General features: G+C 65.0%; 13 protein-coding genes. 8 read left to right on the forward strand and 5 right to left on the reverse strand.

The genetic code is table 11. The features are described from left to right. The 7 genes from VFA16_RS23465 to VFA16_RS23495 all read left to right on the forward strand — a co-directional run. On the forward strand, nt 1-298 hold a 298-nt coding region (locus tag VFA16_RS23465; protein WP_324970144.1), incomplete at its 5' end, for a cytochrome c oxidase subunit 3. Nucleotides 299-339: 41 nt separating this feature from the next. Continuing rightward, nucleotides 340-1,176, forward strand: coding sequence for a cytochrome c (locus tag VFA16_RS23470; protein WP_324970145.1), 837 nt, complete (start codon nt 340-342; stop codon nt 1,174-1,176). Nucleotides 1,177-1,222: 46 nt separating this feature from the next. Then, nucleotides 1,223-2,431 (forward strand): ubiquinol-cytochrome c reductase iron-sulfur subunit, encoded by a 1,209-nt coding sequence (locus VFA16_RS23475; RefSeq protein WP_324970146.1) that lies wholly within the window; start codon nt 1,223-1,225, stop codon nt 2,429-2,431. Then, nucleotides 2,428-4,098 carry a cytochrome bc complex cytochrome b subunit gene (locus VFA16_RS23480; RefSeq protein WP_324970147.1) on the forward strand — a complete coding sequence of 557 codons (1,671 nt, stop codon included), beginning with the start codon at nt 2,428-2,430 and terminating at the stop codon, nt 4,096-4,098. Before VFA16_RS23475 ends, VFA16_RS23480 begins: the two co-directional genes overlap by 4 nt. Nucleotides 4,099-4,248: 150 nt before the next feature. Then, nucleotides 4,249-5,088: an SH3-like domain-containing protein gene (locus VFA16_RS23485; RefSeq protein ID WP_324970148.1), complete on the forward strand. Its 840-nt coding sequence runs from the start codon at nt 4,249-4,251 to the stop codon at nt 5,086-5,088. 40 nt (nt 5,089-5,128) lie between these two features. Continuing rightward, a complete protein-coding gene (gene scnC, locus VFA16_RS23490; protein WP_324970149.1) occupies nt 5,129-5,851 on the forward strand; it encodes a thiocyanate hydrolase subunit gamma in 723 nt (240 codons plus the stop codon). Nucleotides 5,852-5,931: 80 nt separating this feature from the next. Next, nucleotides 5,932-6,213 carry a thiocyanate hydrolase gene (locus tag VFA16_RS23495; protein ID WP_324970155.1) on the forward strand — a complete coding sequence of 94 codons (282 nt, stop codon included), beginning with the start codon at nt 5,932-5,934 and terminating at the stop codon, nt 6,211-6,213. A gap of 29 nt (nt 6,214-6,242) precedes the next feature. On the opposite strand, the gene VFA16_RS23500 is transcribed toward VFA16_RS23495, so the two are convergent. The 4 genes from VFA16_RS23500 to VFA16_RS23515 form a co-directional block, all read right to left on the reverse strand. After that, the gene (locus tag VFA16_RS23500; protein ID WP_324970150.1) at nt 6,243-6,875 is read right to left on the reverse strand and encodes a DUF2561 family protein; all 633 of its coding nucleotides are present in this window, start codon (nt 6,873-6,875) and stop codon (nt 6,243-6,245) included. Beyond that, nucleotides 6,875-7,780 (reverse strand): MmpS family transport accessory protein, encoded by a 906-nt coding sequence (locus VFA16_RS23505; protein WP_324970151.1) that lies wholly within the window; start codon nt 7,778-7,780, stop codon nt 6,875-6,877. Before VFA16_RS23505 ends, VFA16_RS23500 begins: the two co-directional genes overlap by 1 nt. A gap of 174 nt (nt 7,781-7,954) precedes the next feature. Beyond that, nucleotides 7,955-8,374 (reverse strand): cytochrome c oxidase subunit 4, encoded by a 420-nt coding sequence (locus VFA16_RS23510; protein WP_324970152.1) that lies wholly within the window; start codon nt 8,372-8,374, stop codon nt 7,955-7,957. 8 nt (nt 8,375-8,382) lie between these two features. After that, nucleotides 8,383-9,462 (reverse strand): cytochrome c oxidase subunit II, encoded by a 1,080-nt coding sequence (locus tag VFA16_RS23515; RefSeq protein ID WP_414687795.1) that lies wholly within the window; start codon nt 9,460-9,462, stop codon nt 8,383-8,385. 173 nt (nt 9,463-9,635) lie between these two features. On the opposite strand from VFA16_RS23515, the gene asnB reads away from it, so the two are divergent. Further along, entirely contained in the window at nt 9,636-11,573 is a 1,938-nt protein-coding gene (asnB, locus tag VFA16_RS23520; RefSeq protein ID WP_324970153.1) for an asparagine synthase (glutamine-hydrolyzing), read from the forward strand. A 7-nt stretch (nt 11,574-11,580) separates the two neighbouring features. Here the strand turns inward: asnB and VFA16_RS23525 are convergent. After that, nucleotides 11,581-11,884: PfkB family carbohydrate kinase (locus VFA16_RS23525; protein WP_324970154.1), on the reverse strand; the 304-nt coding region annotated here is incomplete at its 5' end.

Genomic DNA, 11,884 nt, shown 5'->3' on the forward strand with positions numbered 1-11,884 from the left:
CACGTTCTTGATGGGCCTGTTCTTCGTCCTCGGCCAGGGTTACGAGTACTACCACCTGGCCAGTCACGGCACCACCATCCCCGGCAGCGCCTACGGCAGCGTGTTCTACCTGGCCACCGGCTTCCACGGGTTGCACGTGATCGGCGGGCTGATTGCCTTCATCTTCCTGCTCGCCCGAACCGCGATGAGCAAGTTCACCCCAGCGCAGGCCACCGCAGGGATCGTCGTCTCCTACTACTGGCATTTCGTCGACATCGTGTGGATTGCGCTGTTCACGACGATCTATTTCATCCGATGAGCACGCCGGTGGATGGGCACAGCGCGGACAGGAGTGCGCGGTTGAACAAATTGGGGCTGACCCGATTCCTTCGGAGCGATCGCACTCGGCGGCGCTTTCGCCGGCGTGCGTCGGCGGGATTGCTGCTGTTGGTGGCCTTGGCCGCGGCGGGCGCGCTAGCCGCGATCCTGACGCCCAAGCCTCAAGTGGCCGTCGCCGACGAATCCTCATCGGCGCTGCTGCGCACTGGCAAGCAGTTGTTCGACACCTCGTGCGTGACCTGCCACGGCGCCAACCTGCAAGGCGTGGCGGGTCGCGGGCCCAGCCTGATCGGCGTCGGAGAGGCAGCGGTGTACTTCCAGGTCTCCACCGGCCGGATGCCCGCCGAACGTGGTGAGGCCCAAGCGCCCCGCAAACAGCCGATCTTCGACGAAGGGCAGATCGACGCGCTGGGCGCCTACGTGCAAGCCAACGGCGGCGGCCCCACGTTGGTCCGCGACGCGGACGGCAGCATCGCTCAAAAGTCGCTGCGCGGCAACGACTTAGGCCGCGGCGGCGATCTGTTCCGGCTGAATTGCTCGTCCTGCCACAACTTCACCGGTAAGGGCGGGGCGCTGTCGTCCGGCAAATACGCACCGAATCTGGAGCCTCCTAACGAGCAGCAAATGCTCGCGGCGATGCGGACCGGGCCACAGAACATGCCGAAGTTCTCCGATCGTGAGCTTTCGCTCGAGGCGAAGAAGGACATCATCGCCTACGTGAAGACGGTCAGCGAAGAGCGTCAGCCCGGTGGAAACGGCCTGGGCGGCTTTGGACCCGCACCCGAAGGCATGGCCGCGTGGATCATCGGGATGGTCGCGGTCATCGGCGCGGCGCTGTGGATTGGGGCCAGAACATGAGCCGCGCCGGCGACGATGCGAAGCCAAGCGAGGAGGAGCGGCGCACATGAGTGACGTCACCGACCCGGTCGGCGCGGACACCGACGCCGCCCGCACCGCCCCTTCGGAGTTGCCTGACGAGGCCGCGCTCAACGCGATGTCGCGTGAGGAACTGGTCGCGCTGGGTGGCCGGTTGGACGGTGTGGAAATCCTCTACAAAGAGCCGCGGTGGCCGGTGGCAGGCACGCGTGCCGAGAAGCGCGCGGAACGGCAAGTGGCGCTTTGGCTTTTGCTGGGCGGCCTCTTCGGGCTGGCACTGCTGCTGGTTTTCCTGTTTTGGCCATGGGAGTACAAGCCGAAGGAAGTCAACGGCAGCTTCCTGTACTCCCTCACCACACCGCTTTATGGCCTGACCTTCGGACTGTCCATCTTGTCGGTGGCCGTGGGAGCGGTGCTGTACCAGAAAAAGTTTCTGCCGGAAGAGATTTCGGTCCAGGAACGCCACGACAACAGGTCACCGGAGATCCACCGCAAGACGGTGGTCGCCAACCTGACCGATGCCTTCGAAGGCTCGACGATCCGGCGACGCAAGCTGATCGGGATGTCGCTGGGCGTCGGGCTGGGCGCGTTCGGCCTAGGGACTCTGGTGGCGTTCGTCGGCGGCCTCATCAAGAACCCGTGGAAACCGGTCGTGCCGACGGCGAAGGGCAACAAGGCCGTGCTGTGGACCTCCGGCTGGACACCACGATTTCCCGGCGAAACGATCTACCTGGCGCGTGCCACCGGCCGCCATGCCGGACCGCCGTTCGTCAAGATCCGCCCGGAAGACCTCGACGCCGGCGGCATGGAAACCGTCTTTCCGTGGCGGGAGTCCGACGGTGACGGCACCACCCCGGAATCCCACGAGAAGTTGTCGGAAATCTTGATGGGGGTTCGCAACCCGGTCATGCTGATCCGCCTGCGGCCCAACGACATGTCAAAAGTCGTCAAGCGCAAAGGCCAGGAAAGCTTCAACTTCGGCGAGTTCTTCGCTTACACCAAGGTGTGCTCGCATTTGGGTTGTCCCGCATCGCTTTACGAGCAGCAGTCCTACCGGATCCTGTGCCCGTGCCACCAGTCGCAGTTCGACGCGCTGCAGTACGCCAAACCGATATTCGGGCCGGCTGCGCGCGCGTTGGCGCAGCTTCCCATCACAATCGACAGCAATGGGTATTTCGTCGCCAACGGCGACTTCATCGAACCCGTCGGACCGGCATTTTGGGAGCGAACAACATGAGCCCAAAACTTGATATCGGCAGCGTCCTGGCCCGCCAAGCCGACGACATCGACACCCGTTATCACCCCGCCGCAGCGGTACGCCGCCAGCTCAACAAGGTCTTCCCCACCCACTGGTCGTTCCTGCTCGGTGAAATCGCCCTATACAGCTTCATCGTGCTGCTGCTCACCGGCGTTTATCTGACCTTGTTCTTCGATCCCTCCATGACTGAAGTCACCTACAACGGCGTCTACCAGCCGTTGCGGGGTGTGGAGATGTCGAAGGCCTACGAGTCGGCTCTCAACATCTCCTTTGAAGTCCGCGGCGGACTGTTCGTCCGTCAGGTCCACCACTGGGCGGCACTCATCTTCGCCGCCGCGATCATGGTGCACCTGGCGCGCATTTTCTTCACCGGCGCGTTCCGGCGGCCTCGCGAAACCAACTGGCTCATCGGCTCGCTGCTGCTGATCCTGGCCATGTTCGAGGGCTACTTCGGCTACTCGCTACCCGACGACCTGCTTTCCGGTATCGGCCTTCGGGCGGCGCTGTCCTCGATCACATTGGGCATGCCGGTGATCGGCACATGGCTGCACTGGGCACTCATGGGTGGCGACTTCCCGTGCGGCGGGGTGGGTTACAACTGCGCCCAAGGGGGGTTCCTGATCCCCCGGCTGTACGCCATTCACATCCTGCTGTTCCCGGCGATCATGCTGGCGCTGATCGGATTGCACCTGGCATTGGTGTGGTTCCAGAAGCACACCCAGTTCCCCGGCCCGGGTCGCACCGAGGAGAACGTGGTTGGTGTACGGGTGATGCCCGTGTTCGCCGTCAAATCCGGGGCGTTCTTCGCGCTGGTGGTTGCCGTCCTCGGCTTGATGGGCGGGCTGCTGCAGATCAATCCGATCTGGAACTTGGGCCCGTACAAGCCATCTCAGGTGTCGGCGGGTTCGCAGCCGGACTTCTACATGATGTGGACGGAGGGTCTGGCCCGTATCTGGCCGCCGTGGGAGTTCTATTTCTGGCACCACACCATTCCGGCTGCGGTCTGGGTCGCGCTGATCATGGGCGCGATATTCGTTCTGCTGACCATCTATCCGTTCCTGGAGAAGCGGTTCAGCGGCGATTACGCGCACCACAACCTGCTGCAGCGGCCGCGTGACGTCCCGGTGCGCACCGCTGTCGGTTCGATGGCGATTGCGTTCTACATGGTGCTGACGCTCAGTGCGATGAACGACATCATCGCGTACAAGTTCCAGATCTCGCTGAACGCGACGACGTGGATCGGCCGCATCGGCATGGTGGTGCTGCCGCCGATCGTCTACTTCGTCGCGTATCGGTGGTGCATCGGGCTGCAGCGCAGCGACCGGGCAGTGCTCGAGCACGGCATCGAAACCGGCATCATCAAACGGCTGCCGCACGGCGCCTACATCGAGCTGCACCAGCCGTTGGGTCCGGTCGACGAGCACGGCCACCCGGTACCCCTGGAATACCAAGGCGCGCCGGTTCCCAACAAGATGAACAAGCTGGGCTTGACCGGGTCGCCGGGCAGCGGCAGCTTCTTGTTCGCCGACCCGCCGTCGGAGGATGCGGAGTTGCGCGAGGCGGCGCACGCCGCCGAACAGCGTGCCCTCACCGCGCTGCGGGAGCGCCAAGAACGCAGCAACGGTTCACCCAACGGCCAGCACTAGCCGCCGGTAATCCACCCAGCCGGCATCTCGGCGCCGACTGTGTTGGCGCCGTTTCCTTCCCGGTGGCGGGTCCTGAGGACTTAAATGGTCTAGGGCTGCGCTGTGCGCGGCTGTCCGCAGGCCGACCGATCCCACCACGAACGGACCCGCATGACAAGCCCTTTCGACCGGGAGTCGCAGCTGGACCTGATCGCCCGGCTGAAATCGGCATTCAGCGATCTTCCGGACGCACCGTATCCCGACCTGCTCGACCACCAGCGGATCGCTGCCTACATGAAAACGCCGCACGACGTGGGCGGCGAGCCGGATGCACCCATTGAGTTCGTCAACAAGCAGTACGAACAGTGGGAGCACAACATCTATATCCTCTGCGAGATTCTCGGCTGGCGCGGCATCTGGGTCTCGGAGGAACGACGCCGAATCGGCAACGTCGACGTTGGCCGCACCAACTATTTAGGGCTGCCCTACTACGGTCGTTGGCTGCTGGCCGCCGCCCGCATCCTGGTCGACAAGCACCACATCACCCTGGGTGAATTGGCCGATCGGGTAGCCGAGGTCAAAGAGCGCTATGCAGGGGGCCTCAACGGGAGGCCACTGGAAGCTAGACCGAAGGTTGCCGGCGACGGCTCTCGGGTCGAGCGCAACGTGCACCACACCCGCGCGCTCGGCAAGGGCGACCCGCAGGTGTATTCCGGTCAGGCCGGCCAGCCGAAGTTCAAGGTGGGCGACACGGTACGGGTGCGCGAGTTGCCGGCCCTGTTCTATACCCGCACCCAGGAATACGTGCGCGGCGCTCAAGGCAGGGTCGTGGCCCTCGCCTATGAGAGCCTTGCCGCCGAAGACGAGGCCTGGGATCGGCATGACCAACGACCGGAATGGTTCTACATCGTTCGATTCGACCTCTGCCAGCTGTGGCATCGCTATACCGGCACGAAAAGTGACACCTTGCAAACGGAGCTTCCCGAACGCTGGCTGGAAGCAGGCCGCTAGTGTCGCGGATCCGCTTGGCAACGAAGACAAAGGGATTGGTATGACCGACCACGATCACGATCGCACCGCGGCGCCCATGGTGGACGAAATCACCGACTTCGAGGTCCTCGAGATCGCCATCCGCGAACTGTGCATCGAAAAGGGTTTGTTCAGCGCAGAGGATCATCGCCGGTTCACCGAGTTCGCCGAACAGATCGGACCAACCCCCGCCGCGCGTTTGGTGGCTCGCGCTTGGCTTGATCCCGACTTCAAAAGGCTCGCCTTGACCGATGGGATCGCCGCCAGTCGAGAAGTCGGTGTCGACTGGCTACAACCCACTGGTTTCGGGACACCGAGCGACTTCACCGCGCTGCGCGTGCTCGAGGACGCGCCGACGTTGCACCACGTCATTGTCTGCACCCTCTGCTCGTGTTATCCGCGACCGATCTTGGGCAATTCGCCCGAGTGGTACCGCACCCCCAACTATCGCCGCCGCATCGTGCGTTGGCCGCGTCAGGTACTGGCCGAATTTGGACTGTTCTTGCCCGAAGACGTGGCTATCCGGGTAGAGGATTCGAACCAGAAGCACCGTTTCATGGTGCTGCCCGTGCGCCCGGCGGGAACCGAGGACTGGGACGAAGACCAACTCGCTGAGATCGTCACCCGGGATTGTTTGATCGGCGTCGCGTTACCCAAAGTTGGCGTGACCGCTAATGCGATCACCGCCACCCGCCCGGCTATCCGCCCGGCGCAACCACCGAGCGACTCGGGGACGAACACGTGAGCGGCTCAGAGCATTCCATCGAACGCGGCCGGATTTGGGTATTGCGGGAGATCGTGGAACGGAACCAAATCTGGGCTCGCATGGCCGCAAAGTACGGCGTCGACAATCCTGTACCGCCGTGGAAATCCAGCCTGGACGGCATGTGCGACGCGCTCGACCGATCAGGCTGTGGAACAGAGGTTCTCAGCTCTGTCGAGCGACGGCGCGAAGAGGACACACTGTCGCTAACTGCTTACTCCGGCCTGCCCTATCCGGAGAATCAGCTTGTCGCACTGGCCCACTCGCTCCTGGTGCGCGGTGTCATCAATGAAATCGAGCTCCAGGAACGAATGGCCGCGATCCGGGCCAGGTTGGAAGCGTGACCCACCACGCCGCTGCTGTGGTCGACGCGTCACTCCCCGGTACGTAGGCGGTGGAGCCGCCGCAGATGCTGCCAGGCAATCAGCGGCATCGTCGCTGTGACGATCCCGGCGATGACGTACGCGGTCCAGGACGCGCCGTAGCGACCGATAGCCATCAGATAGGTTGCTGCCGCGACAGCGATCAGCGCAACCCCCATCGTCGCCACTAGAGAAAGCATGCCGCGCAACCAAATTCGGTCCACCTCGGCTGTGGACAAACCCGGCGATCGCAGCGCTGTGAGCCGCTCGGTGCGGGCTTCCCCGGTCGTGGCGCGCGCCGGGACGTGCCCGGCCCTGGCAGGCTGCCGCACCGTACCCCGCACCCCTGTGCCCGGCGGTCGGACTGCGGGCTGCGCGGTGCGGCGGGCGCGCAGCAGCACCGGGATCGCGCCGGCGATCACCAGGGCAGAGACGATGATGACGGCGTAGAGCACCGCGGGGGTGTGCTGGCTGCCTGTCCGCTGAAAACCCCGGCTAAGGTCGACCAACGCGACCACCGCGGCCACGCTCACGCCCACAAACACCAACCACACTGCAGCGCATGCGCCCAGCAGAATTCGATCGGTGGTGGCCGGTGAAACGGTGCCCCACCGCTGCCGGGCGCCGAAATCCCTGACTGCCATCAGCAACTCGTCTGCGGTGCGTCGCTGGTGTTGGCCGACAGCACCGTTCCGTCGCTGGTGGTGATCGAGCAGTTGAGCTTGCTCAGCCGCAGCAGGCTGGACGCCTCCACCGAACCGACCTCCGATTGCGAGATCGGCGTGAGGGTCAGTGTCCAGGGAATGTAGACGTTGCGTTGGGTCTGCCGGTGTCCGGCCGCGTCGACGTAGGTGACTGTGATGATGTCAAACGGCGCCTTGGTACCGGTCACCGAATAAGTCACCTGCCGTGGACCGGCCGGTGTCGTGCTCGGTGGGGCCGGCGGCGGCGCTGCCGCAGTGGGGGTCGCCGGGGGTGCGCTGGTCGCCGGTGGTGGCGGCGCCTCAGGGCTCGGCGGAGGCGGTGGCGGAGGCGGCGCGGTGGTCGTCACGGTCACCGTCTGCGGCGGTGGGGGCGGGGGCGCGCTGGTGGGCGGCGGCGCAGGAGGTGGGGTGGTGACGGTGATCTCGTCCTGTATCGGCGGCGTCGATGTCGGCGCCGTCCCGGGAGTGGCCAGCTTGCTGGTGTCGGTGCGAGCAAACAACAGCGACACCGACACCACCAGGGCGATCGCGGCCACAATCGCCGCGACGCCCACTACCCACGGCCAGCGTGGCGGCCGGCTCTCCTCTCCCTCGGTGGACTCGTCGTAGCTGTCGTAGTCGTAGAGGTCGAGGTCGACCGGCACATAAGGGCCGCTGGTGAAGTGCTCCGATTCGGGAGCGGAGTATGCCTGCGAATAGAAATCGGTCGCGCTTGTCGGCTCCGAGTCGTCCGCAGGCTCCCCCTCCTCGGCACCGGACTCGCCCTCGGCGTCGAGGTCCTCGCTGGGCTCGCGGCCGAGATCCAGTTCGTCAGATTCCGGTCCACGGGGATTCGGCCCACTCATGCTTGCCTGTCCTGTTCGACTACATCACCAGCGCGCGCGGCACTGGTGCTGCGCGCTCAGATATTTTGCATTGTGCTTCGGCAGCAACCCTACCCAACCCGGTCGGGCGCGGCGGTCTGGCCGAATCGGCCGCAGCTCAAGTGGTGTCCTGATCGTGACCTTTGGCCACGTCAATCAGTGTTTCTCCGGCCCGAGGTAGTACTCGAAGACCAGTCCGGCCGAGGAGCTGAGCACGAAAACCACTCCCGCGACGATCAACCACGGCAACCACAGGGCGATGCCGACTGCGGCCACCGAGGCGGACAACGCAACCAGCACGGGCCACCAGCTGTGCGGGCTGAAGAAGCCTAATTCCCCTGCGCCGTCGCTGATCTCGGCGCCCTCGTAGTCTTCCGGCCGGGTGTCGAGCCGGCGCGCGACGAAGCGGAAGAACGTGGCCACGATCAACGCCATGCCGCCGGTGAGCGCCAAGGCGGTGGTGCCGGCCCACTCGATACCGCCAGTCGCAAACAGCTGGGTCAGCACGCCATAGAGCACCGCCGTCGCGAGGAAGAATACGGCCACGAACTCGAACAGCCTGGCTTCGATGTGCATCGGTGTTCCTACTTACTCGCTTGCTGTGCCAATTCACCGCGGCGGGTGTCGAACGGGTGCGTGGTGACGGCGGTAGGCGGCTGGTTGATCGCCTGGAGCGCCTCGGCGTTCGTCTTGCCTTCACGGCGTTTGTCCAGGTACGCCTTGAAGTCGTTGGGCTGCACCACGCGAACCTCGAAGTTCATCATCGAGTGGTAGGTGCCGCACATTTCGGCGCAGCGGCCGACGAACGCGCCGGTCTTGGTGATCTCCGACACCTGGAAGACGTTGACGGAGTTGTTGGCCTTGGGATTGGGCATGACGTCGCGCTTGAACAAAAACTCCGGAACCCAAAACGCATGCACCACGTCGGCCGAAGCCATCTGGAATTCGATGCGCTTGCCGGCCGGTAACACCAGCACCGGGATTTCGTCGCTGGTGCCTAACGTTTCGACCTTGTCGAAGTTGAGGTAGCTGCGGTCTTCGGTGTTGCGACCACGGATCGGGCCGACGATTTCCTCGCCGTGCTTGTCTTTGCCTTCCGGCTTGGAGACCATCGCTTGTTTGCGCGCCGGGTCGGCGCCGTCGTACTGGTAGGTGCCGTCCTTGAAGCGGACTTTCTGGTAGCCGAACTTCCAATTCCATTGGAACGGCGTGACATCGACGACCACCTCTGGATCGGATGCCAGGTGGATCATCTTCTCCTGCACGACGACCGTGAAATAGAACAGCACCGAGATGATGAGGAATGGTGTGACGGTGAGCACCAATTCCAGCGGCAAGTTGTAGCCGAACTGGCGGGGCAGCTCGGTGTCGGTCTTTTTCTTGCGATGAAACGCCGACGCCCAGAAGATCAGGCCCCACACGATGACGCCGACGACCAACGAGGCGATGACTGCGCCGATCCACAGCTGCCGGTTGTAATCGGCTTCCGGGGTGATGCCCCGGGGCCATCCGAGGGCAAGCGCTTCGGTCCAGCTGCAACCGCTAAGGGTCACGGCCAGCGCACCCAGGGTGCCGGCCAGCACCAGCAGTCGACGCCCTCGGGCCAGCGCCGGACGAAAGCCTCCAGCAAAGCCACGCGCACGTCGGGGCACGCGAGGTGTCACGTTGGCGCCTCCTGTGTCACAAGCTGGGGCAGCGCAGCTCGGCTGACCCGCCGCAGCAGTCGAATACTACGCAGCGTAGACCACGCATAGCCACCGGTGACGAGCTACCCGCCTGGTCGGCGGTCACTAGGCGCAACGCCGCTGAGCGCCGCATTGCGGCATACTGGGGCGCCGTGTGTGGACTGCTGGCCTTCGTCGGTGCCGCCGCCGGCAGTGCCAGCGGCGCAGCCGGCGCCGTGGCCGACGCGTCCCAGCTGATGCGTCACCGCGGCCCCGACGAGCCGGGGACGTGGACCGATCCCGACGGGGCTGTCGTGTTCGGCTTCAACCGGCTGTCCATCATCGACATCGCGCATTCGCACCAGCCGCTGCGGTGGGGGCCGCCGGATTCGCCCGACCGGTATGTGCTGGTGTTCAACGGCGAGATCTACAACTATCTCGAGCTGCGCGCGGAACTCGCCGCCAGCTATGGCGCCGTGTTCGCCACCGACGGCGACGGTGAAGCGATCATCGCCGCCTACCACCACTGGGGCGTCGACGCGCTGGCGCGGCTGCGGGGAATGTTCGCCTTCGCGCTGTGGGACACCGTCAGTCGCGAATTGCTTTGTGCCCGCGACCGTTTCGGAATCAAGCCGCTGTTCATGGCGAGCGGCACCGGCGGCACCGCGGTGGCCAGCGAGAAGAAATGCCTGCTGGATTTGGCTGACCTGATCGGGTTCGACACCAGCATCGACCAGCGGGCCGTTCAGCACTACACCGTGTTGCAGTACGTGCCCGAGCCGGAGACGCTGACCCGCGGAGTGCGCCGCCTGGAATCGGGGTGCTACGCCCGCATCCGTCCTGGCGAGCCCGAACCGGAGGTCACCCGTTATTTCGTGCCCCGGTTCACCCCGGTACCGATCACCCGCGACACCGAGCAGGCCCGCTACGACGAGATCACCGCTGTCCTGGAGGACTCGGTGGCCAAGCACATGCGCGCCGACGTCACCGTCGGCGCGTTCTTGTCGGGCGGCATCGACTCCACGGCGATCGCCGCGCTGGCCATCCGGCACAACCCGCGGCTGATCACCTTCACCACCGGTTTCGAGCGGGAAGGTTTTTCCGAGATCGACGTCGCCGTCGCGTCGGCCGAAGCGATCGGCGCCCGGCACGTCGCCAAGGTGGTCACGCCAAGCGAGTTCGTGTCCGCGTTGCCCGAGATCGTCTGGTATCTCGACGAACCGGTGGCAGACCCGGCTCTGGTACCGCTGTTCTTCGTCGCCCGCGAAGCCCGCAAGCATGTCAAGGTGGTGCTTTCTGGCGAGGGCGCCGACGAGCTGTTCGGCGGTTACACGATCTACCGGGAACCGCTGTCGCTCAAGCCATTCGACTATCTGCCGCGCCCGCTCCGGCGCTCGATGGGCAAGGTGTCCAAGCCGCTGCCAGAGGGCATGCGCGGTAAGAGCTTGCTGCACCGCGGATCGTTGACGCTTGAGGAGCGCTACTACGGCAATGCACGCAGCTTCTCTGACGAGCAACTGCGGGCGGTGCTGCCCGGGTTCCGCCCGGAGTGGACCCACACCGACGTCACCGCCCCGCTGTACGGCCAATCGGCGGGATGGGATCCGGTGGCCCGCATGCAGCACATCGATTTGTTCACCTGGCTGCGGGGCGACATCTTGGTCAAGGCCGACAAGATGACGATGGCCAACTCGCTGGAGCTACGGGTGCCGTTCCTCGACCCGGAGGTGTTCGCCGTGGCGTCCCGGTTACCGGTGTCGGCCAAGATCACCCGGACCACCACCAAATACGCGTTGCGGCGTGCGCTGGAGCCGATCGTGCCGGCGCATGTGCTCAACCGGCCCAAACTGGGCTTCCCGGTGCCGATCCGGCATTGGCTGCGCGCCGGCGAACTGCTGGAGTGGGCGTACGCGATGCTGGACTCTTCGCAGGCCGGCCAGCTCATCGACATCGCTGCGGTGCGCCGGATGCTCGACGAACACCGCTGCGGCACCAGCGATCACGGCCGCCGACTATGGACGGTGCTGATATTCATGCTTTGGCACGCGATTTTCGTTGAGCACAGTGTGCTGCCGCAGATCAAAGAACCGCACTACCCGGTGCAGTTGTAGCGGCGAACTAAACCAGCGCGGCGGCGATCTCCTGGGCGGCGTCGTCGCCGTAGGCGCCGGCCAGCCGTGTCACGGCGACCTCGCGGTCCCAATCCCACTCCTGTGTACCGGTGGATTCCAGCACCAGCACCGCAACCAGTGAGCCCAGCTGCGCCGAACGCTCCAGGCTCAGCCCGGCGCTGCGGCCGGTGAGGAAACCGGCCCGAAACGCATCACCCACACCGGTGGGGTCGACCTGGCTGGTTTCAGGCACCACGTCGACGTGGATCACACCGCCGTCCGGGTCGACCAGGTCGACGCCCTTGGCGCCC

This window comes from Mycobacterium sp., assembly GCF_035653355.1.
In the GTDB taxonomy this organism is placed as follows: Bacteria; Actinomycetota; Actinomycetes; order Mycobacteriales; family Mycobacteriaceae; genus Mycobacterium.